The organism is Oerskovia sp. Root918 (assembly GCF_001428945.1).
Taxonomy (GTDB): domain Bacteria; phylum Actinomycetota; class Actinomycetes; order Actinomycetales; family Cellulomonadaceae; genus Oerskovia; species Oerskovia enterophila.
Window position 1 is genome coordinate 359,846 of the sequence record NZ_LMJG01000013.1, and the last position, 21,057, is coordinate 380,902.

Genomic DNA, 21,057 nt, shown 5'->3' on the forward strand with positions numbered 1-21,057 from the left:
GTCTCCTGGTGGGAGACTTGAGCCATCGGTGATCAACCGGTAGAAACTGACGGGGCCGTCATGGCCTGAAACCGGTGCTCGACCGATCCCGAGGCCGGGGCGACCTGTAGGGAGAGCACGATGACCAACGAGACCGACCCGGGGCCCGGCCCCGATCAGCAGGAACCGACCGGGGGGACGGGGCCGCTCGCCCGGGCCACGGCTCGGACGCCCGACGAGTCGGCTCCCGGCAGCGCCACGGCGTCGTCGGCGGACCCTGCGGCCACGTCGTCCGGCAAGCCGTCCGAGCAGCCCGAGGAGAAGGCGTCCGCGTCGGCGACCACGTCACCTGCCGCGCCGGCCAACCCCTTCGCCGGGATCCCGGTGAGCGACTACGTGCGCGACGGCGTCGCGGCGCTCCTGCTGTTCGTCTCGTTGACCATGCCGTGGGACTTCGCGAACCGGGCGTCGGACAAGGTCGAGGTCATCCTCGTCTCGGTCCTCTCCCTGCTCTCGCTCGCCCTGCCGTACCTGGCGCGGACGGGGGTCCTGCCCACGACGTGGACGGTGCACACGACGCGCAGGGTCCGGCTCCTGGCGAACGCACCCTACGGGCTGCTGGTCGCCGTCTACGTCGTCCTGGACCTGGTGAACGGCACGGCCGGCAACGGGTGGGGCGGCCTCGGCACGGGTCTCGCGCTCGGTCTCGCCGGGGCCGTGCTGGCCGCGCAGCCTCGCCAGGCGGAGCTCGGCCCGGTCGACCAGGACCGGGCCGTGTCCCAGACCTGGGTCAAGGTCCTGATCGGGATCGGCGCGCTCGCGGTCGTGGGTGCGGTCGTCGCGTTCGTGTTCAGCCTGACGCTCGGCCTCGGCGTCGTCGGGATCTTCGCGCGCCTGGTCGTCGCCGCGCTCGCGGTCGGGCTCGTCGGACTGCCCGTGTGGGGGATCCTGCGCAAGCAGGAGTCCTGGCGCCTGGTGCTCGTCGGCCTCGGGATCGCGCTCGTGGTGCTCTACGTCCTCAACACGGGCAATTTTCTCGTGAGCTACGAGAGCCTGCGCGGCGGCCAGTTCGGCCTGCTGCTGATCCCGGCGGCCGCAGCGGTCGCCGCCTCGCCCGCGGTCGCCCGCAGCACGGCGTCCGCGTCCCCCGTCGAGACGTGGGTCGCCGTGGCGGTCGACACCCTGGACCTGGTCCTCGTCGTCGCGGCGGTGCTGACGCTCCAGGCGATCCTGTGGCTCGCCGCCGGGCTGAGCGGGGTCGTCGTGATCCTCGCGCTCGTGCTCGGCCTCCTCATGGTGGGCGTGAGCCTCGTCGCTCGTCGTGCCCTCGCCCGGGACGCCGTGTCGGGCAGGACGCTCGCGCTGGGCGGCGCGGGGGTCGTGGCGGTGCTCGGCATCGTGCTCCTCATCGTCGTCGCGAACCAGTCCGGCCTGGGGATCGGTGTCGGGACCGACCTGCTGCTGCTGGCCTTCGGCCTGCCCGCCATCACGGCGTTCGCGCTCACGGTGCCCGCGGAGGTCCGCACGCACTTCGCCGAGAACCGTCCGGCGTCCGTCGTCGGGGCCGACGCGGCACCGAGCGCCTACGTGTGGCAGCCGCCCGCGCCTCGCCCCGTGCGCCCCCAGCCCGCCCAGGAGCCCGTCGCCGGCCCGTACGGCAGCGGGAGCTACGCGACCGGTCCTGACGGCTACGGTCCGGCCGCGGGCGCCCGCGAGCAGGACCCGGCGGCCCCCGTGTCGCGACCGACCTCGGCGCAGCCCGGCGCGCAGGCGCCCTACCAGCCGAGCCCCCAGCCGTACAGCCCGGCCCCGGCCCAGCAGCCGGCTCAGCAGCCGGCGCAGCCGGTCGCGCAGGAGCCGCACCTTCCGGCGCAGCCGGCACAGCAGCCCACGCAGCCGGTCGCGCAGGAGCAGTACCGTCCCGCGCAGCCGAGCCAGCAGCCGTACAGCCCGGCCCAGCCCCAGCAGCAGCCTGTGCGCCCGGTCGAGCAGTACCAGCCGACCCAGGTGCTGCCTGCACAGGGCGTCCAGTCCGCGCGCCCCGTGCAGCCGGCCGTCCAGGAGCGCTCCGGCTACGCGGCCCGTCCGGGCTACGCGGCCCAGGCAGCCGGGGAGACCGCGGTCCTGCCGGCCTACCAGGACCCGCAGCCGGTCGGCTTCAGCGCGGCGCAGGCGCTCGACCCGTCGACGCCGCTCGAGGTCCTCGCGCAGATCGTCCAGGAGGCGCCGCACCTGCGGCCCCAGGTCGCGGCCAACCCGTCGACGTACCCGGCGCTGCTCGAGTGGCTCGGCAACCTCGGGGACCCCGCGGTCGACGCCGCGCTGCGCTCGCGCGGACGCTGACCCCGGCGACCCGCTGAGGCGGGCCCGATGACGTCGCTCACACGACCCGTCGGGCCCGCCTCTCGCATGTCATCCAGCGGGACGTCCCTGAGCATGGCCCCGGACGGGGGTATGGTGACAACGTGCACCTGACGCAGCTGCTCCTCCTTCGTTGCCGCGACGAGGCCCTCTAGGCCGCAACCTCGTCGCGGTGGTTGGTGTGCCGGCTGAACAGCACCGACGAAGAGATCGCGAAGGACATGATGAGCACCACGGCGCAGACCCCCCAGACCAGCCCCCGCTCCGCACAGCAGCCGTCCGGCATGCCCGTGCACAAGTACGAGCCGTTCCACCAGCAGTTCGACGTGTCGCTGCCGGACCGGACGTGGCCGGACAAGCGCATCGAGAAGGCCCCGCGCTGGTGCGCGGTCGACCTGCGGGACGGCAACCAGGCACTGATCGAGCCCATGAACGCCGAGCGCAAGCTGAAGATGTTCCAGCTGCTCGTCGAGATGGGCTACAAGGAGATCGAGGTCGGCTTCCCGTCGGCCTCCCAGACGGACTTCGACTTCGTGCGCCTGCTCATCGAGGACGGGCACATCCCGGACGACGTCGTGATCCAGGTCCTGACCCAGTCGCGCGAGCACCTGATCGCCCGCACGTACGAGTCGCTGCGCGGCGCCAAGCAGGCGATCGTGCACCTGTACAACTCGACGTCGCGCCTGCAGCGCGACGTCGTGTTCCGCACCGACGAGGACGGCATCGTCGACATCGCGGTGGAGGGCGCCAAGCTCTGCCGCAAGTTCGAGGAGACCATCCCCGAGACGGCCGTCTTCTACGAGTACTCGCCCGAGTCGTACACGGGCACCGAGCTCGAGTTCGCGATGCGGATCTGCAACGAGGTCATCGAGGTCTTCGAGCCGACGGCGGACCGCAAGGTCATCATCAACCTGCCCGCGACGGTCGAGATGGCCACGCCCAACGTCTACGCCGACTCGATCGAGTGGATGAACCGCCACCTCGCGCACCGCGAGAACGTGGTCCTGTCGCTGCACCCGCACAACGACCGCGGCACGGCCGTCGCGGCGGCCGAGCTGGGCTACCAGGCCGGAGCGGACCGCATCGAGGGCTGCCTGTTCGGCAACGGGGAGCGCACGGGCAACGTCTGCCTGGTGACGCTGGGCATGAACCTGTTCAGCCAGGGGATCGACCCTCAGATCGACTTCACCGACATGGACCGCGTGCGCCGCACGGTCGAGTACTGCAACCAGATCGCGGTCCACGAGCGTCACCCGTACGCGGGTGACCTGGTGTTCACGGCGTTCTCCGGCTCGCACCAGGACGCGATCAAGAAGGGCCTGGACGCCATGGCTGCGCAGGCCGAGGCCGCGGGCAAGGGCGTCGACGACCTGGTCTGGGGCGTGCCGTACCTGCCGATCGACCCCAAGGACGTCGGGCGCTCGTACGAGGCCGTGATCAGGGTCAACTCGCAGTCGGGCAAGGGCGGCATCTCCTACCTGCTCAAGTCCGAGCGGCACCTGGACCTGCCGCGGCGGCTGCAGATCGAGTTCTCGCGCGTCGTCCAGGCGTTCACCGACGCGGGTGGCCAGGAGGTCACGGGCGACGACATCTGGCGGATCTTCTCGGACGAGTACCTGCCGGTCGACCCGGACTCGGGGCTCGAGCCCTGGGGCCGCCTGAAGCTGCGCGGCACCCGGGCGTCGTCGACCGAGGACGGCCCGGACACCCTGGCCGTCGACGTCCTGGACCGCGGTGACGAGCTGACGCTCGACGGCTCGGGCAACGGGCCGGTCGCGGCGTTCGTCGACGCGATCGCGCACGTCGGGGTCGAGGTACGGGTCCTGGACTACGCCGAGCACGCGCTGTCGGAGGGCGGCGACGCCAACGCCGCGGCCTACGTCGAGTGCCAGGTGGGCGACGAGGTGCTGTGGGGCGTCGGCATCGACCCGTCGATCACGACGGCCTCGCTCAAGGCGATCGTCTCGGCCGTCAACCGCGCAGAGCGCGTCGCGGTCTGACCTCGCAGCCTGCCGGCCTCCGGTGGGGGCGGAGCTCCTGCGCGACACGCCTGGCGTAGCGCGCACGAGCTCCGCCCCCACGGGCACGAGCCCGTGAGGGACCTGTGCACGTAGGCCCACGAGACGGGGCGCGTGCACCGGGACGTGGGTGGCATGGCGGACAATAGGGGAGTGGTCCTCTACCGAGACGAAGCGATCGTGCTCCGCACCCAGAAGCTGGGCGAAGCCGACCGCATCGTCACCCTGCTGACACGGGAGAACGGCAAGGTCCGGGCCGTGGGCAAGGGGGTGCGGCGCACGTCGTCGCGCTTCGGCGCACGGCTCGAGCCCTTCATGTTCGTCGACGTGCAGCTCCACGTGGGGCGCAGCCTCGACGTCGTGACCCAGGCGGAGACCGTGGGGCCCTACGCCCGGGCGATCTGCGAGGACTACAGCCTCTACACCGCGGGGACCGCGATGCTGGAGACCGCCGACCGCCTGGTCGAGGCCGAGAAGGAGCCCGCGGTGCAGCAGTTCTGGCTGCTCGCGGGGGCCGTCCGCTCGCTCGCGGTCAACGCCCACGCCCCCGGCCTGGTCCTGGACTCCTACCTGCTGCGCGCCTTCGCGGTCGCGGGATGGGCGCCCAGCTTCACGGACTGCTCGCGCTGCGGCGAGCCCGGTCCGCACCGCTCGTTCGCGGTGGCGCTGGGCGGGGCCGTGTGCGGTCGCTGCCGGCCCCCGGGGTCCACGGCCCCCGCCCCCGAGACCTTCTCGCTGCTCGCCGCGCTGCTCGCGGGCGAGTGGGACGTGGCGGACGCGTCCGACGCGCGCCACCGCAAGGAAGCCAGCGGCCTCGTGGCCGCCTACAGCCAATATCACCTGGAGAGAACGTTGCGATCACTGCGGATGGTGGAACGAGACGGAGCGGTCACTCCGCGGGCCGGAGGAGAGGCCTGATGGCCCGACCGATCCAGCCGCCACCGCCCCATCCCTCGGGGGCCGTCGCGCCCAGGATCCCGGCGCGGTTCGTCCCCAACCACGTGGCCATCGTCATGGACGGCAACGGACGGTGGGCCAACGAGCGCGGGCTGCCGCGCACCGAGGGGCACAAGGCCGGCGAGGCGGCGTTGCTCGACGTCGTGGCGGGCGCGATCGAGATCGGCGTCAAGCACGTCTCGGCCTACGCGTTCTCGACCGAGAACTGGAAGCGTTCACCCGAGGAGGTGCGCTTCCTCATGCAGTTCAACCGCGACGTGATCCGTCGTCGGCGCGACGAGATGAGCAGCTGGGGCGTGAGGATGCGCTGGGCGGGTCGCCGCCCGCGACTGTGGGGCTCGGTCATCAAAGAGCTGGAGGACGCCGAGCGGCTCACGGCGGGCAACGACACCTGCACCCTGACGATGTGCGTGAACTACGGCGGCCGCGCCGAGATCGCGGACGCTGCGCAGGCGATCGCGCAGGAGGTCGCGGCCGGTCGGCTGGACCCCAAGAAGGTCACCGAGAAGACCGTCGCCAAGTACCTCGACGAGCCGGACCTGCCGGACGTGGACCTGTTCCTGCGGTCCTCGGGCGAGCAGCGCACGTCCAACTTCATGATCTGGCAGGCCGCGTACGCGGAGATGGTCTTCCTGCCCGAGCACTGGCCGGACGTGGACCGACGCAGCCTGTGGCGCGCGGTCGAGGAGTACGCGAGCCGTGACCGGCGCTACGGCGGGGCGATCGACAAGTCGGCCGACCTCCCCTGAGGCCTGGGTCGAGCTCTCCGTCGAGGGGAGAGGCCCCGAGCCGCCCCTCGACGGGAGCCCTTCCGGACGGCACGGGGCGTCGTCCTGCGCGTGTGGGTGCCCTTCGCTAGCCTGCCCGGTATGACTCTTTCGATCGGCATGGTCACGGTGGACTCGACCGACCCGCGCCCGTTGGCGCAGTGGTGGGCACGGCAGACGGGCGGTCGCCTCGTCGACGAGGCGGACGGCTGGTTCCTCGAGGTCGTGCCTGCGGGCGACGGCCAGGGGCCCGTGCTCGGGTTCCAGAAGGTCGACGACCCGACGCCCGGCAAGAACAAGATCCACCTCGACCTGTCCGCGCCGGACCGGGCTGCCGAGGTCTCGCGCCTGGTCGCCGACGGCGCGGGCCTCGTGGCAGAGCACACGATCCCGGGCTACCGGTGGTCGGTGCTCACCGACCCGCAGGGCAACCAGTTCTGCCTGGGCGAGCCCGACGAGACGGCCACCGAGATCTCCTGACGGCGGGGACGTGACCGTCGGCCGAGTCCGTGGCGGACGGTCGACGTCGCGGACCACCGACGGTCGGCACGCGCGACGACCGGCCGCGAACGCGCCGTCTCCCCGGGGAGCGGTCGCGCCGGTACCTCGTCAGTCGCGCGGGCGGTGGGCCTGCGAGGGCGTCGAGTCCGGACCGCGCGTGCCACGCGAGTGGTCCTGCGGGTCGTCCTGTGCGTCGAGCAGCAGGTCCGCCACGTCGCCGAACGGGTTGGCACCGGCCGGCCGCGAACGCGCCGCCCCGTCCGCCCCTGGCTGGCCGTCCGTAGCGATGGCGTCGCCCTCGGGCGAGCCGCTCGTCCCGTCCGCGGCGTCCGCCGCGAGGGCGCGGGCCCGGCGACGGCGCCGCGAGGCGACGACGATCCACGCCACGAGCCCGACGACGAGGAGCACGATCACGGCCAGCCCGACGGGGCTGCGGGCCGCGAGCAGCACAGCCGTGTTGAATGCTGCGATCCCGATCGTCGTCCAGATCGCGGCCCAGATGGCGCAGCCGGGCAGCAGCGCCGCGAGGTAGCGCGAGAACTTCATGCGCGTGTAGCCGGCCGTCAGGTTGATGACGGTCTGCACGCCCACGGTGAAGAAGGACAGCGTGACGGCGATGGGTCCCCACGTGTTGATCGTCGAGATCGCTCGCTGGGCGCGCTCGCTCTCGAGCCGTCGCGACCACGACGTGTTGACCGTGCCCCGTGCCACACCGCGACCGGCCCAGTAGGTCGCCTGAGCGCGGACGAACACGATCGCGAACGCTGCGGCGTAGATGATCCAGTACGGCACGCCGTCGATCGAGAAGATCCCGGACGACTCGTCACCGGCCGCCGAGACGACCGAGGTGACGGGGCCCGAGGAGGCGAGCGACGCCGTCGGGACGGAGAGTGCGCCCACGAACGCCCCCGCGAGCGCGGACACCGCGCTCATGCGTCCTGCTTCGCCCGGCACGCCGCGCAGGTACCGAAGAGCTCGATCGTGTGCTGGATGTCCGTGAAGCCGTGGGCCGCGCCGACCTGCGAGGCCCAGGTCTCGACGGTCGGGCCGTCGATCTCGACCGCCGTGCCGCACGCGCGGCACACCAGGTGGTGGTGGTGCTCGCTGCGCTCGCACTTGCGGTACAGGCTCTCGCCGTCCTCGGTGCGCAGGACGTCGACGTGCCCGCCCTCCGCCAGGGTCTGCAGGGTGCGGTAGACCGTCGCCAGACCCACCGCATCGCCGCGGGCGCGCAGCAGCTCGTGGAGCTGTTGCGCGCTGCGGAAGTCGGGCAGGTCCTCGAGAGCCTCGGAGACCGCCGCCCGCTGCCGGGTCATGCGCTGCATCGCTCGCCACCTTCCACGTGGACGTCGTCGGGGATGTCGGGGTGCGGGTCGTGCGACGTGCGAGGCCTGCGCCGCACGAGCACGGGACGCAGGATCGCCACGACCGCGTAGAGGGCGATCGCCAGGACGACGATCGTGGCCCCCGGGGACAGAGTCTGCCAGTACGTGACGGAGAGCCCGACCACGCAGACCACGACGCCGATGACCATGGCCAGCGCCATGGTCCGGCGGAACGAGATGGTCACGAGCTGGGCGATCGCGACGGGCACGATCATGAGCGCGCTGACGAGCAGCAGACCCACGACGCGCATGGCCACGGTCACGGTCAGGGCCGCGATGACCGCGATCGCGATGTTGAGCGCCCGGACGGGCAGGCCCGACGCGCGCGAGAACTCCTCGTCGTAGCTCACCGCGAACAGCGCCGCGCGCAGGCCCATGCCGACCGCGAGGATGAGCACGCCCAGGAACAGCGTGAGCCACAGGTCGGTGGGCGAGACGCTCGAGATCGAGCCGAACAGGTACTGCATGAGGTTGCCCGAGCTGCCGCCGGCGACCCCGATGAGCAGCACGCCGCCCGCGATCCCGCCGTAGAACATCAGGGCCAGGGCGACGTCTCCGCTCGTGCGCCCGCGCTCGCGCACGAGCTCGATGATCACCGAGCCGATCACGGCCGCGACCACGGCGCCGGGGATCGCGAGCGCGTCGTTGGGGACCACGCCCATGGCGCCGCCCACCAGCCAGCCGAGCGCGACACCGGTCAGGGCGACGTGCCCGATCCCGTCGCCGAGCAGCGACAGCTTGCGCTGCACGAGGTAGGTCCCCATGACGGGCGCGGTGACCCCCACGAGCACGGCCGCGATCAGGGCGCGCTGCATGAAGGGGTCGGAGAGCATCCCGACGAGCTCGTCCAGGGCGTTCACGAGGCGGCTCCACGGTCGATACGGGCGGGGGCGGGGGAGTGGCGCGTGAGCGGGGCGTCGGTCAGGCCCATGTCCGAACCGGGCGAGGCGCTGCGCTCGGGGTCGTCGCCGTGCGGGTGCAGGTGCTCGTGGTCCGGCCCGGCGTGCGCCGACGTGACCCGGGGCGGGGCGCCGTCGTGGACGACCAGGCCGTGACGCAGGACCACGCAGCGCTGGATGAGCGGCGCGAGCGCGCCCAGCTCGTGCAGGACGACCAGGACCGTCATGCCGTCGCGCGTGAGCTCGGTCAGCGTCGCGGCGAACGCCTCCTGGCTGGGCTGGTCCACGCCCGCGACGGGCTCGTCGAGGATGAGCAGCCGGGGGTCGCGCGCGAGGGCCCGGGCGATGAGGACGCGCTGCTGCTGGCCCCCCGAGAGCTCGTGCACCGCGCTCTGCGCGCGGTCGGCGAGGCCGACGCGGTCGAGGGCCTCGCGGGCCGTCGCGCGCCAGCCACGAGGCAGCCGGATGCGGCGCCCGTGGAGCAGGCCCGACGCGACGACCTCCTCGGCCGTCGAGGGCACGCCCGCCTGTGCGGAGACGCGCTGGGGGACGTAGCCGAGCTGCGCCCACGGGACCTGGGGGCCCAGGTCCGCGCCCAGGAGCCGCACGTGGCCCGCCGCGAGCGGCACGATGCCGACGAGGGACTTCACGAGCGTGGACTTGCCCGAGCCGTTCGCGCCGAGCAGCGCGACGACCTCGCCGCGCTCGACCGTGAGGTCGACGCCGCGCAGGATGTCGCTGTTGCCGAGGGTCACGTGGATCCCGGTGGCCTCGATCGCCGGTGGGTTCAGGATCGAGGTGCTCATGCGCAGGTCAGGCCGGTGCGCAGCGCCTCCAGGTTGTTCCGCATGACGTCAAGGTAGTCGCTGCCGGTGTCGCTCAGGCCCTCGAGGGGGTCGAGGACCGCGGCCTGCACGCCGACGTCCTGCGCGAGGGTCTGGGTCACCTTGGGGCTCGTGAGGGTCTCGAAGAAGATCGTCGTGATGCCGTGGTCACGGATGACGTCCGCGACCTCGCGCAGGCGTGCAGGGGAGGGCTCGGCCTCGGGGTCGATCCCGGTGATGCCGATCTGCTCCAGGCCGTAGCGCTCGGCGAGGTACCCGAACGCCTCGTGCGAGGTCACGAGGTAGGGGCTCGCGCAGCTCGCGAGCCCCTCGCTGTACTCGGTGTCGAGCGCGGTCAGGTCGGCCGTGAGCTCGGCCAGGTTGGCCGCGTACTCGTCGGCGCCGTCGGGGTCGATCGCCGTGAGCTCGGCCGCGACCTGCTCGGCGACCGGGACCAGGCGCGTGGGGTCGAGCCAGAAGTGGGGGTCGAGGCCGCCGTGCGACGAGTGGTCGTGCCCGTCGTCGGCGTCTCCGTCGTCCGCGTGGTCGTCGTGCGCGTCCTCGGTGCCAGTCGTGCTCGCACGCGTGCCCGACTCGCCCGGGTGCTCCTCGAGGCCTGCGGCCTCGGACGCGTCGACGACGTGCGCCGGCTGACGACCCTCGACGGCCTCGTCGACGGCCGCCTGGAAGCCGGACTGGTAGACGACGAGGTCGGCCGTGCCGACCGTGCGGGCCTGGGCGGGCGAGAGCTCGAGGTCGTGGGGCTCGGCCGCGGGCGGGGTGAGGTTGGAGACCTCGACGCGGTCCCCGCCCACGCGCTCGGCGACGAACTGCAGGGGGTAGAACGACGCGAGCACCTGCACGGTGTCTCCCGCAGCGTCGCCGCCCGACCCGCCGCCGCCCGACGTCCCCCCGGAGCCGCAGGCCGCCAAGGTGAGCGTGGTCGCGAGGGCGACGGAGCTGACGAGGGCGGCACGGTGCGATCGAGAGAGGAGGGGCATGTCCCCATCGTCGTTGATATTGATAACGGATGTCAACAAGGGTGGGTGTGGCCTGGGTGACACAGCGCCCAGGGGGACGCGACCGCCCGACGGCGCCTGCGCCGTCGGGCCTGCGGCCCACCCCGGGCTCACCTCGCCAGGAAAGACCGAGTAGCCTGGGACGTTGGCGCCCACGGACCTCGACCGCCTCGACGCGGCGACCGGGGCGCCTGTCCTGCACCGTCCCGCACGAAGCCACGTGCGGGGTACACACGATTTCCTGGAGTGATCGCCCGTGGCCACTGCGCCTTCTCGACTCGATGCCGTCGTCTCCCTCGCCAAGCGGCGCGGGTTCGTCTTCCCCTCGGGCGAGATCTACGGCGGTACCCGCTCCGCATGGGACTACGGGCCCCTGGGCACCGAGCTCAAGGAGAACATCAAGAAGCAGTGGTGGCGCACCATGGTCACGAGCCGTGACGACGTGGTGGGCCTCGACTCCTCCGTGATCCTCCCGCGCGAGGTCTGGGTCGCCTCGGGCCACGTCGGCGTCTTCACCGACCCGCTCACCGAGTGCCTCTCGTGCCACAAGCGGTTCCGCGAGGACCAGATGATCGAGGAGTTCGAGGAGAAGAAGGGCCGCGCCCCCGAGGGCGGCCTCGCCGAGATCGCCTGCCCCAACTGCGGCACCCGTGGTCAGTGGACCGAGCCCCGCGACTTCAACATGATGCTCAAGACCTACCTCGGCCCCGTCGAGGACGAGTCCGGGATGCACTACCTGCGCCCCGAGACCGCGCAGGGCATCTTCGTGAACTTCCAGAACGTCGTGGGCGCCGCACGCAAGAAGCCGCCGTTCGGCATCGGCCAGATCGGCAAGTCGTTCCGCAACGAGATCACGCCCGGGAACTTCATCTTCCGCACGCGCGAGTTCGAGCAGATGGAGATGGAGTTCTTCGTCGAGCCCGGGACGGACGAGGAGTGGCACCAGTACTGGATCGACCTGCGCACCAGCTGGTACGTCGACCTCGGCATCTCGCGCGACAACCTGCGCCTCTACGAGCACCCGAAGGAGAAGCTGTCGCACTACTCGACCCGCACGGTCGACATCGAGTACCGCTTCGGCTTCAAGGGGTCCGAGTGGGGCGAGCTCGAGGGCGTCGCGAACCGCACCGACTTCGACCTCAAGACGCACTCGGAGCACTCCGGCAAGGACCTCACCTACCGTGACCCCGTCACGAACGAGAAGTACGTGCCGTACGTGATCGAGCCCGCCGCGGGCCTGACGCGCTCGCTCATGGCGTTCCTCGTCGAGTCGTACCACGAGGAGGAGGCGCCCAACGCGAAGGGCGGCACCGACGTCCGTACGGTGCTCCGCCTCGACCCGCGCCTCGCGCCCGTCAAGGCCGCCGTGCTGCCGCTGAGCCGCAACGAGCAGCTCTCGCCCAAGGCGCGCGACCTCGCGGCCGAGCTCCGCAAGTACTGGAACGTCGACTTCGACGACGCGGGCGCGATCGGTCGTCGCTACCGCCGCCAGGACGAGATCGGCACGCCGTTCTGCATCACGGTCGACTTCGACACGCTCGAGGACCAGGCCGTGACGATCCGTCACCGCGACTCCATGGAGCAGGAGCGCGTCGCGCTCGACCAGGTGACCGCCTACCTGGCAGCGCGCCTCCTCGGCGCCTAGCGCGTCCGCCCCGCGGGGCAGCGAAGGGCCGCCGTCCACCCGTGGACGGCGGCCCTTTTTCGCCTGCTGGGGGGATGGTGGGAGAATGGCCCGGTGACCCTCCCCACCCTTTCCGACGCCTCGCGCGCGCCCGAGACCCCGGCGCCCGCAACCGGACACGTGCTGCCGCCCCTGCGGATCGGGCCCCACGTCGTCGACACCCCCGTGGTCCTCGCCCCCATGGCGGGCGTGACCAACGCGGCCTTCCGTCGGCTGTGCCGCGAGCACGGCGCCGGCCTGTACGTCGCGGAGATGGTGACCAGCCGGGCGCTCGTCGAGCGCAACGAGGAGTCGCTGCGGATCGTCACGTTCGAGGAGGACGAGGCGACGCGCTCGGCCCAGGTCTACGGCGTCGACCCGGCGACGGTCGGCGCCGCGGTCAAGATCATCGCGGGCGAGGACCGGGCGGACCACGTCGACCTGAACTTCGGCTGCCCCGTGCCCAAGGTGACCCGCAAGGGCGGCGGCTCGGCGCTGCCGTGGAAGCGGGACCTGTTCACCTCGATCGTCCGGGCTGCGGTCAAGGCCGCCGAGCCGTACGGCGTGCCCGTCACGATCAAGATGCGCAAGGGCATCGACGAGGACCACCTGACGTACCTCGAGGCCGGGCTCATCGCCCAGGCAGAGGGCGTCGCGGCCGTCGCGCTGCACGCGCGGACCGCCGCCGACTACTACAGCGGCACCGCGGACTGGTCGGCCATCGCGCGCCTCAAGGAGACCGTGACCGAGATCCCCGTCCTCGGCAACGGAGACATCTGGTCGGCAGAGGACGCCGTGCGCATGGTGCGGGAGACGGGCTGCGACGGCGTCGTCGTCGGGCGCGGGTGCCAGGGTCGTCCGTGGCTCTTCGCCGACCTCGCCGCGGCCTTCTCGGGCTCGGACGTGCGCGTGACGCCAGGCCTGCGCGAGGTCGCCGAGACCATCTACCGTCACGGCGAGCTCATGATCGAGTACTTCGGCGGCGACGAGGGCAAGGGCATGCGCGACCTGCGCAAGCACATGGCCTGGTACCTCAAGGGGTACGCGGTGGGTGGCGAGGCCCGGCAGGGCCTCGCGATGGTCTCGACCCTCGAGGAGCTGCGCGGCAAGCTCGACGCGCTCGACCTCGACCAGCCCTATCCGGGCGAGGCCGCCGAGGGGCAGCGCGGCCGCGCGGGCTCACCCAAGAAGCCGCACCTGCCCTACGGCTGGCTCGACTCGCGCGAGCTCTCCGAGGAGTTCGAGGAGAAGCTGCGCGAGGCGGAGCTGAGCGTCTCGGGGGGCTGAGGCCCGCAGGACGCTGCACGCCCGACGACGACGGCCCGGTGCCGGAGGATCTCCTCCGGCACCGGGCCGTCGTCGCGTACCGGGTGCTCGTGCTCCCGGGGGCGGTGGTGGACCCGTCGGGCCGCTCGCGCGGCCCGACGGGCTACCAGGTCACGCGCGGAACCACACCGTGGTGTCGGAGGGCACGCGCACCTGCGGGTCGGCGCTGCGGTCGGAGAACGTGGGTCCGCTCTCGACGAGCACCTGCGCGCCGTGCGGCAGGACGACGGGCTCGGAGCCCAGGTTCGCCAGGACCACCACGTCGCCGTTGCGGAACGCGATGACGTCGGTGGAGTCCGCGTAGGCGTCGACCCAGGCGAGCGAGCCCGCACCGAGGTTCTCCGCCTTGCGGATCTCGAGCGCGGCCTTGTACATCTCGAACGTCGAGCCGGCGACGCCGTACTGCGCGTCGGCCGCGAGGGCCTTGTACGACTCGGGCTGGGGGAGCCAGGTCTTGCCCGTGGCCCCGAACCCGAGGCCGGGGGCCTCGGCGGACCAGGGGAGCGGCACGCGGCAGCCGTCGCGGCCCGCCTCGGCACCCTCGGTGCGGAAGAACGCGGGGTCCTCGCGGACCTCGTTCGGCAGCGACGTGTGCTCGGGCAGCCCGAGCTCCTCGCCCTGGTAGAGGTAGGAGCTGCCCGGCAGGCCGAGCATGAGCAGGCTCGCAGAGCGGGCCCGGCGCAGGCCGAGCTCCTCGTCGGGCTGGGGCTCGTGCGCGAAGATCCCGTTGGGGCGCAGGCCGGGCTCGGCCAGGCCCAGGCGCGAGGGGTGGCGCACGACGTCGTGGTTGGACAGCACCCAGGTGGTGGGCGCACCGACCTCGTCGGAGGCGTGCAGCGAGGCCGCGACGACCGCACGCAGCGGCGCGGCGTCCCAGGCAGTGGTCAGGAACGAGAAGTTGAAGGCCTGGTGCATCTCGTCGGGGCGCACGTAGCGGGCCAGGCGCGAGAGCGGCTCGACCCAGGCCTCGGCCACGAGGGCGCGGTCGCCGTCGTACTCGGCCAGGACCTTGTGCCAGGCGCGGTAGATGTCGTGCACGCCCTCCTGGTCGAACATGGGGCCCGAGTTGCCCGCGCCCGTGGAACCGTCCTCGGGAGCGCCCGCGTCGGTGCCCTCGACCATCGAGACCGAGCCGTCCCAGTCGGGCAGCCCGTCCTGCTTGACCATGCCGTGCGCGACGTCGATGCGGAAGCCGTCGACGCCCTTGTCGAGCCAGAAGCGCAGGACGTCCTCGAACTCGGCGCGGACCTCTGGGTTGGTCCAGTCGAGGTCCGGCTGGGTCGAGTCGAACATGTGCAGGTACCACTGACCTGCCACCTCGCCCTCGGCGCCGGTCACGACGTGCGCGCCGGGGCCCGCGGTCACGCGCGTCCAGGCCGGGCCGCCGAAGATCGACTGCCAGTTGTTCGGGGGCAGCTCGCCGTTCTCGCCCTTGCCCTCACGGAACAGGTAGCGAGCGCGCTCGGGCGAGCCCTCGGGCGCTGCGAGCGCCTCCTGGAACCAGGCGTGCTGGTCGGAGGTGTGGTTCGGGACGACGTCGACGATGACGCGGATGCCCATCGCGTGCGCCGCGGCGAGCATCTCGTCGAAGTCGGCGAGCGTGCCGAACAGCGGGTCCACGTCGCGGTAGTCGGAGACGTCGTAGCCGGCGTCCTTCTGGGGCGAGCGGTAGAACGGCGAGAGCCAGACGGCGTCGATCCCCAGTGACTTGAGGTGCGGCAGGCGGGCGGTCACGCCGGGCAGGTCGCCGATCCCGTCGCCGTTCCCGTCGGCGAAGGAGCGCGGGTACACCTGGTAGATGACCGCGTCGCGCCACCACTCGCCCGGGCCCTCGTGGGCCGCGTGGACGAGCTGGGTGGCGGTCAGTGCAGGTGCGGAGTCGACCTCGGCCGCCGGGATCGAATCGATACGAGACATGGAGTACAGGTCCTCACTGTGTGCGGGGTGTGGCGTGGTGGAGCACGTTCTGGGGATGGTGGCCGACGGTCCGGGGCGCCTGGTGCAGCGAGGCGGTCCGTGCGGGAAACCGGGCGTCGTGGCCCGGAGGATCACCGGTACGGGGATCGTGGGCGCGACCGATGAAGGAGGCGGGCCCGACGAGCCGTCGTCCGAGTGTAAGCGCTTGCGGCTAGGGGTTGTCGAGTCGAGGGGCCGGTGCCGCGCCCGTCGACCCGCGCACGATGAGCTCAGGCTGGAACAGCAGCTCGGACCGCGGGGCCCTGTCGCCGGAGATCTCGGTGAGCAGGGCGCTGATCGCCGCCTGGCCCATCGCGGACACGGGCTGGCGCACCGTGGTCAGCGGAGGGTCGGTGAAGGCGATGAGCGGCGAGTCGTCGTAGCCGACGACCGACACGTCCTCGGGGACGCGCAGGCCGCGCGCGCGGGCCGCACGGATGGCGCCGAGCGCCATGAGGTCCGAGCCGCACACGATCGCGGTGTGCCCCGAGTCGATGAGCTCGCCGGCCGCAGCCTGACCGCCCTCGACCGTGAAGAGGGTCACCACGATGTGCTCCTGCGCCTCGGCCACGTCCGAGACCAGCCCGTGGCGCACGAGCGCGTCGGCGAAGCCGGCGAGCTTGCGCTGTGCCGGCACGAACCGGCCGGGGCCGATCGCGAGACCGATCTTTCGGTGGCCGAGCGACTCGAGATGGCGCACCGAGAGCTCGACGCTCGCGACGTCGTCGGGCGAGACGAACGGGGCGTCCACGCCCGGTGCGTAGCCGTTGACCAGGACGATGGGCATCCCGCGGCTGCGCAGGCGCTCGTAGCGGTCGTGGCTCGCCTGCGTGTCCGCGTGCAGGCCCGAGATGAAGACGATGCCGTCGACCGCGTGGTCGAGGAGCATCTCGACGTACTCGTCCTCGGTGGTGCCCCCCGGGGACTGCGTGCACAGTAGAGGGGTGTACCCGTGCTCGGAGAGCAGCGACTCGATGATCTGCGCGAACGCGGGGAAGACGGGGTTCGTCAGCTCCGGGACGATCAGGCCGACCAGGCCTGCGGACCGGTTGCGGAGCTTCTCGGGACGTTCGTAGCCGAGGAGGTCCAGCGCAGCGAGCACTGCTTGGCGCGTCTCGCTGGCGACACCGGCCTTCCCGTTCAGGACGCGCGAGACCGTCGCAGTACTGACGCCGGCTTGTTCGGCGAGATCTGTGAGACGGGTACGCACGTGGGGCAGTGTAGGTGACACCGGACCTCCTCGTCCTGGTTGCTCGCCGGTCGGATGATTCTGGACAGGCGACTGTGTGCGACGAGCTTGTTTCGCCGTTGTGTGTAAAGCGTTGCATGAAAGTTACCGCAAGCGCTTGCACGATGGCTACCCGACGTCGTACGGTCGTCCACATCAGGGCCAAGGAGGGCAGGTTCGCCACCCTTGGCTGACATCTCGAATGCTTGGAGTGACTCAGATGCGACGGAGCATCCTTCTAGCCGCAGCGCTCAGCACCACGCTGGCGCTCACTGCCTGCTCCGGCGGCGGCAGCGGAGACGACGAGACCACCTCGGGGTCCGGCGATTCGACCGGCTCGACCGGTGCGCTGACGGTCTGGGTCGACGAGACCCGCCAGGCCGCGGTCACCGACGCCGCGAAGGCCTTCGAGGCCGAGAACGGCACCAAGGTCGAGGTCGTCCTCAAGAACTTCGACGACATCCGCGCGGACTTCCTCGCGCAGGTCCCGACCGGCAAGGGCCCCGACATCACGGTCGGCGCGCACGACTGGCTCGGCGAGTTCACCACCAACGGTGTCGTCGCCCCCCTCGAGCTCGGCGACAAGGCGTCCGAGTTCGAGAAGGTCTCGATCGAGGCCTTCACGCAGGACGGCCAGGTCTACGGCCTGCCCTACGCGATCGAGAACATCGCGCTCATCCGCAACACCGCGCTCGCCCCCGCGGCCCCCGCCACGTGGGACGAGGCCATCGCCGCCGGACAGGCCGCCGGGACCAAGTTCCCGATCCTCGTCCAGTCGGACGGCGCCAAGGGCGACCCGTACACGCACTACCCGTTCCAGACGTCGTTCGGCGCCCCGGTGTTCTCGCAGAACGCTGACGGCTCCTACACCTCCGAGCTCGCCATGGGCGGCCCCGAGGGCCAGGCGTTCGCGACGTGGCTCGGCGCACAGGGTGCCGCGGGCAACCTCAGCCAGGACACGACGTACGACATCGCGGTCGAGGCCTTCAAGAACGGCGAGTCGCCCTTCATCGTCGGTGGCCCGTGGATGATCGAGTCCTTCGAGGGCCTGGACCTCTCGATCGACCCGGTCCCCAGCGCCGGTGGCCAGCCCGCCCAGCCGTTCGTGGGCGTGCAGGGCTTCTACCTGAGCAACCAGAGCGAGAACGCTCTCGTCGCCAACGACTTCCTCGTCAACTTCCTCTCGACCGAGGAGGCCCAGACGGCCCTCTACAAGGCGGGCAACCGTTCGCCGGCGCTCACCGTCTCGGCTGACAAGGCCGCTGCCGAGGACCCGATCATCGCGGGCTTCCGCGCCGTCGGTGCCGACGCCGTCCCGATGCCCTCGATCCCCGAGATGGCTTCCGTGTGGAGCTTCTGGGGCGTGACCGAGGCCGCCATCGTCGGTGGCGCAGACCCGATCCCCACCTGGGACAAGATGATCGCCGACATCCAGGCAGCGATCGGTTCCTGATCACCTGACCTCGTGGCCGTGGCGCCTGGCGCCACGGCCACGAGCCGTCGGCGCGGACCGCACCAGCGGTGCTGCGCCAGCCCCATGACGCGGGCCGTACCCCCGTGTCGCACGACTACGGAGGCTCGATGTCCGCCCCACAGATCACGCCCACCGACAGCGAAGTCGGCGCTCCGGAGGACTCCGGGCCGCCCCAGGGGCCCCGCGCACAGCGCCCCCGTCGGGACCGTGACGGTTCGCACGCCCGGAACTACAGCCCCGGGTTCTTCGTCAAGCTCGCCCTCATGGCCGTCATCGACGCGCTCGGCGTGTACGTGGTCTGGTCCGCGTGGAGCGCGGAGTCGTACGGGATCCTCGCGGCGATGCTGGCCATGCTCGTCGCCGCCAACTGGGTCTACTTCTCCAAGCGGGCGTTGCCGCTCAAGTACATCCTGCCGGGCCTGCTGTTCCTGCTGGCCTACCAGATCTTCGTCGTGGCCTACACGGGTTACATCGCCTTCACCAACTACGGCACGGGCCACAACACGACCAAGGACCAGGCGGTCGAGGCGCTGCTCGTGCAGAACGAGCGCCGCGTCGAGGGCTCCGAGTCCGCGCCGCTCACGGTCCTCGTGGACGGCGACGAGCTCGCCTTCGCGATCGTCACCCCGGACGGGGACGTCGAGGTCGGCACGGCCGAGCAGCCCCTCACGGTGGTCGACGGCGCCGAGGTCGTGGGCGGCCGCGCCGCCGAGGTCCCGGGCTACGACGTCCTCGAGCGCGGCCAGGTGCTCGAGCGCCAGGAGGAGGTCACGAACCTCCGCGTGCCGGTGTCGGACGACCCCGAGGACGGGTCGATCCGCACGCCGGACGCCATGACGGGCTACGTCTACACCTCGACGCTCGAGTGGGACGCCGCGAGCGACACCATGACGGACACGACCACCGGGACCGTCTACACGCCCAACGACGACGGGCAGTTCGAGGCCGAGGACGGCTCGACCCTGGCCGTGGGCTGGCGTGTCGCGGTCGGGTTCGACAACTTCGTCACCGCGTTCTCGGACGGGCGCTACGCGCAGCCGTTCGTCAAGATCCTCGCCTGGACGTTCGTCTTCGCGATCGGGTCCGTGGCGACCACGTTCCTGCTCGGCCTGTTCCTCGCGATCACGTTCAACGACGTCCGCATGCGCGGTCGCAAGATCTACCGCGTGCTCATGATCCTGCCGTACGCGATCCCAGGGTTCCTCGCGGCCCTGCTGTGGTCGGGCCTGCTCAACACACGGTTCGGCTTCATCAACGAGGTCATCTTCGGGGGAGCGGAGATCCCGTGGCTCACGGACCCGGTCCTCGCGAAGCTCTCGGTCCTGTTCGTGAACCTGTGGCTGGGCTTCCCGTACATGTTCCTCATCTGCACGGGCGCGCTCCAGTCGCTGCCGTCGGACGTCATGGAGGCCGCGAAGATCGACGGCGCCGGGCGCTGGCGCACGTGGCGCTCGGTCACGCTGCCGCTGCTGCTCATCTCGACGGCGCCGCTGCTGATCTCGTCGTTCGCGTTCAACTTCAACAATTTCACGCTCATCTACATGCTCACCGGGGGTGGTCCACGGTTCGCGGACGCCTCGGTGCCGCTCGGCCACACGGACATCCTGATCTCGATGGTCTACCAGATCTCCGGCGTCGACGGCTCAGCCCCCAAGAACTTCGGGCTCGCGAGCGCGCTGTCGATCGTCATCTTCGTGATCGTCGGCACCATCTCGGCCCTGGCCTTCCGGAGCACCCGCAAGTTCGAGGAGATCAACTGACATGGCGACCACCTCTGTCTCCCCTTCCGTCGGCTCGTCCTCGGGCAGCTCGTCGGGCACCCCGTCCGGCTCGGGTGTCGGCCGTCAGCGCATGAAGCCCGGCCGCTGGTTCAGCGAGCTCGGCTGGCGCCACCTCGTGGGCGTCGTCGCGGTCGTGTTCGCGGCGTTCCCGCTGGTCTACGTCCTGTCGGCCTCGCTCTCGGAGAACGGCACGCTGACCGGCTCGAACACGCTCTTCAGCGACGTGAGCACCGCGAACTACGCGCAGCTGAGCGAGTCGCTGTTCTGGACGTGGATGCTCAACACGCTCGTGATCGCCGTAGTGACCTCGATCGGCACGGTCCTCATGGGGGCCGCGGCGGCCTACGCGTTCTCGCGCTTCCGCTTCTCGGGGCGTCGCGCCGGCCTGACGTCGCTGCTCATCATCCAGATGTTCCCGCAGATGCTCGCGTTCATCGCGATCTTCCTGCTGCTGCTGAGCCTCGGAGACGTGGTCCCGGCCCTGGGCCTGGACAGCAAGCTGTCGCTGATCTGCGTCTACCTCGGTGGCGCGCTGGGCGTGAACACGTTCCTCATGTACGGGTTCTTCAACACGGTCCCGCGCGAGCTCGACGAGGCGGCCAAGCTCGACGGCGCCACGCACGCGCAGATCTACTGGACGATCATCCTGCGCCTGGTCGCCCCGATCCTCGCGGTGGTCGCGCTGCTGTCCTTCATCAGCACGTACGGCGAGTTCATCATCGCCCGCATCGTGCTGACGTCGGAGTCCAACTGGACGCTCGCGGTGGGCCTGTACGGCTGGGTCTCGTCGCTGCGCGAGGCGAACTGGGGCCTGTTCACGGCCGGCGCCGTGGTCTCGGCGCTGCCGGTGCTGGCGCTGTTCCTCTACCTGCAGAAGTACATCGTGGGCGGTCTGACGGCCGGTTCGGTCAAGGGCTGA

At 71.3% G+C, this 21,057-nt stretch carries 17 protein-coding genes; 10 read left to right on the forward strand and 7 right to left on the reverse strand.

Going from position 1 to position 21,057, the window contains the following annotated elements; translation table 11 throughout:
• The first annotated feature begins 120 nt into the window (after positions 1 to 120).
• From ASE27_RS20260 to ASE27_RS12785, 5 genes are all read left to right on the forward strand, one after another.
• Entirely contained in the window at positions 121 to 2,322 is a 2,202-nt protein-coding gene (locus ASE27_RS20260) for a DUF2304 domain-containing protein (RefSeq protein WP_056650800.1), read from the forward strand.
• Between the two features lie 239 nt (positions 2,323 to 2,561).
• The gene (gene leuA, locus ASE27_RS12770) at positions 2,562 to 4,340 is read left to right on the forward strand and encodes a 2-isopropylmalate synthase (RefSeq protein WP_056651445.1); all 1,779 of its coding nucleotides are present in this window, start codon (positions 2,562 to 2,564) and stop codon (positions 4,338 to 4,340) included.
• Between the two features lie 171 nt (positions 4,341 to 4,511).
• Positions 4,512 to 5,276 (forward strand): DNA repair protein RecO, encoded by a 765-nt coding sequence (gene recO / locus ASE27_RS12775; RefSeq protein WP_056650803.1) that lies wholly within the window; start codon positions 4,512 to 4,514, stop codon positions 5,274 to 5,276.
• Positions 5,276 to 6,064 carry an isoprenyl transferase gene (locus ASE27_RS12780; RefSeq protein ID WP_056650807.1) on the forward strand — a complete coding sequence of 263 codons (789 nt, stop codon included), beginning with the start codon at positions 5,276 to 5,278 and terminating at the stop codon, positions 6,062 to 6,064. The genes recO and ASE27_RS12780 overlap by 1 nt, the downstream gene beginning before the upstream one ends.
• A 120-nt stretch (positions 6,065 to 6,184) precedes the next feature.
• Entirely contained in the window at positions 6,185 to 6,562 is a 378-nt protein-coding gene (locus ASE27_RS12785) for a VOC family protein (protein ID WP_056650810.1), read from the forward strand.
• Between the two features lie 129 nt (positions 6,563 to 6,691).
• Here ASE27_RS12785 and ASE27_RS19845 read toward each other — a convergent pair whose 3' ends face one another.
• From ASE27_RS19845 to ASE27_RS12810, 5 genes are read right to left on the reverse strand one after another with little or no spacing between them, the layout of a single operon-like run.
• A complete protein-coding gene (locus tag ASE27_RS19845) occupies positions 6,692 to 7,516 on the reverse strand; it encodes a DedA family protein (RefSeq protein ID WP_082608892.1) in 825 nt (274 codons plus the stop codon).
• On the reverse strand, positions 7,513 to 7,908 hold the full coding sequence (locus tag ASE27_RS12795; RefSeq protein WP_056650813.1) for a Fur family transcriptional regulator: 396 nt from the start codon (positions 7,906 to 7,908) through the stop codon (positions 7,513 to 7,515). Before ASE27_RS12795 ends, ASE27_RS19845 begins: the two co-directional genes overlap by 4 nt.
• Positions 7,896 to 8,801, reverse strand: coding sequence for a metal ABC transporter permease (locus tag ASE27_RS12800; protein WP_056651447.1), 906 nt, complete (start codon positions 8,799 to 8,801; stop codon positions 7,896 to 7,898). Before ASE27_RS12800 ends, ASE27_RS12795 begins: the two co-directional genes overlap by 13 nt.
• A gap of 23 nt (positions 8,802 to 8,824) precedes the next feature.
• Positions 8,825 to 9,673 carry a metal ABC transporter ATP-binding protein gene (locus ASE27_RS12805; RefSeq protein ID WP_082608893.1) on the reverse strand — a complete coding sequence of 283 codons (849 nt, stop codon included), beginning with the start codon at positions 9,671 to 9,673 and terminating at the stop codon, positions 8,825 to 8,827.
• A complete protein-coding gene (locus tag ASE27_RS12810; RefSeq protein ID WP_056650816.1) occupies positions 9,670 to 10,692 on the reverse strand; it encodes a metal ABC transporter substrate-binding protein in 1,023 nt (340 codons plus the stop codon). The genes ASE27_RS12805 and ASE27_RS12810 overlap by 4 nt, the downstream gene beginning before the upstream one ends.
• 274 nt (positions 10,693 to 10,966) lie before the next feature.
• Between ASE27_RS12810 and ASE27_RS12815 the strand changes: the two genes are divergently transcribed.
• Together ASE27_RS12815 and dusB are read left to right on the forward strand one after the other, a co-directional pair.
• Positions 10,967 to 12,355, forward strand: a complete 1,389-nt coding sequence (locus ASE27_RS12815) for a glycine--tRNA ligase (protein ID WP_056650819.1) — start codon at positions 10,967 to 10,969, stop codon at positions 12,353 to 12,355.
• Between the two features lie 93 nt (positions 12,356 to 12,448).
• Complete coding sequence (gene dusB / locus ASE27_RS12820) at positions 12,449 to 13,660, forward strand: tRNA dihydrouridine synthase DusB (protein WP_056650822.1); 1,212 nt, start codon at positions 12,449 to 12,451, stop codon at positions 13,658 to 13,660.
• 150 nt (positions 13,661 to 13,810) lie between these two features.
• Here dusB and ASE27_RS12825 read toward each other — a convergent pair whose 3' ends face one another.
• Positions 13,811 to 15,616, reverse strand: coding sequence for an alpha-amylase family glycosyl hydrolase (locus ASE27_RS12825; RefSeq protein ID WP_056650825.1), 1,806 nt, complete (start codon positions 15,614 to 15,616; stop codon positions 13,811 to 13,813).
• Positions 15,617 to 15,827: 211 nt separating this feature from the next.
• Entirely contained in the window at positions 15,828 to 16,865 is a 1,038-nt protein-coding gene (locus ASE27_RS12830) for a LacI family DNA-binding transcriptional regulator (protein WP_235534383.1), read from the reverse strand.
• Positions 16,866 to 17,103: 238 nt separating this feature from the next.
• Between ASE27_RS12830 and ASE27_RS12835 the strand changes: the two genes are divergently transcribed.
• The 3 genes from ASE27_RS12835 (at position 17,104) to ASE27_RS12845 (ending at position 21,057) form a co-directional block, all read left to right on the forward strand.
• Positions 17,104 to 18,336, forward strand: a complete 1,233-nt coding sequence (locus ASE27_RS12835) for an extracellular solute-binding protein (RefSeq protein ID WP_056650832.1) — start codon at positions 17,104 to 17,106, stop codon at positions 18,334 to 18,336.
• A 128-nt stretch (positions 18,337 to 18,464) separates the two neighbouring features.
• Entirely contained in the window at positions 18,465 to 20,117 is a 1,653-nt protein-coding gene (locus ASE27_RS12840; RefSeq protein ID WP_056651450.1) for an ABC transporter permease subunit, read from the forward strand.
• A 1-nt stretch (position 20,118) separates the two neighbouring features.
• Positions 20,119 to 21,057, forward strand: coding sequence for a sugar ABC transporter permease (locus tag ASE27_RS12845; RefSeq protein ID WP_056650834.1), 939 nt, complete (start codon positions 20,119 to 20,121; stop codon positions 21,055 to 21,057).

What these genes read in the sequence shown, in the direction of transcription:
- ASE27_RS12840 (WP_056651450.1), top strand. Translation starts at nt 18,465, where the DNA reads ATGTCCGCCCCACAGATCACGCCCACCGACAGCGAAGTCGGCGCTCCG.
- ASE27_RS12810 (WP_056650816.1), bottom strand. Translation starts at nt 10,692, where the DNA reads ATGCCCCTCCTCTCTCGATCGCACCGTGCCGCCCTCGTCAGCTCCGTC.
- ASE27_RS12785 (WP_056650810.1), top strand. Translation starts at nt 6,185, where the DNA reads ATGACTCTTTCGATCGGCATGGTCACGGTGGACTCGACCGACCCGCGC.
- leuA (WP_056651445.1), top strand. Translation starts at nt 2,562, where the DNA reads ATGATGAGCACCACGGCGCAGACCCCCCAGACCAGCCCCCGCTCCGCA.
- ASE27_RS12780 (WP_056650807.1), top strand. Translation starts at nt 5,276, where the DNA reads ATGGCCCGACCGATCCAGCCGCCACCGCCCCATCCCTCGGGGGCCGTC.
- ASE27_RS12825 (WP_056650825.1), bottom strand. Translation starts at nt 15,616, where the DNA reads ATGTCTCGTATCGATTCGATCCCGGCGGCCGAGGTCGACTCCGCACCT.
- ASE27_RS19845 (WP_082608892.1), bottom strand. Translation starts at nt 7,516, where the DNA reads ATGAGCGCGGTGTCCGCGCTCGCGGGGGCGTTCGTGGGCGCACTCTCC.
- ASE27_RS12845 (WP_056650834.1), top strand. Translation starts at nt 20,119, where the DNA reads ATGGCGACCACCTCTGTCTCCCCTTCCGTCGGCTCGTCCTCGGGCAGC.
- ASE27_RS12800 (WP_056651447.1), bottom strand. Translation starts at nt 8,801, where the DNA reads ATGCTCTCCGACCCCTTCATGCAGCGCGCCCTGATCGCGGCCGTGCTC.
- ASE27_RS12795 (WP_056650813.1), bottom strand. Translation starts at nt 7,908, where the DNA reads ATGCAGCGCATGACCCGGCAGCGGGCGGCGGTCTCCGAGGCTCTCGAG.
- ASE27_RS12835 (WP_056650832.1), top strand. Translation starts at nt 17,104, where the DNA reads ATGCGACGGAGCATCCTTCTAGCCGCAGCGCTCAGCACCACGCTGGCG.
- ASE27_RS12805 (WP_082608893.1), bottom strand. Translation starts at nt 9,673, where the DNA reads ATGAGCACCTCGATCCTGAACCCACCGGCGATCGAGGCCACCGGGATC.
- ASE27_RS20260 (WP_056650800.1), top strand. Translation starts at nt 121, where the DNA reads ATGACCAACGAGACCGACCCGGGGCCCGGCCCCGATCAGCAGGAACCG.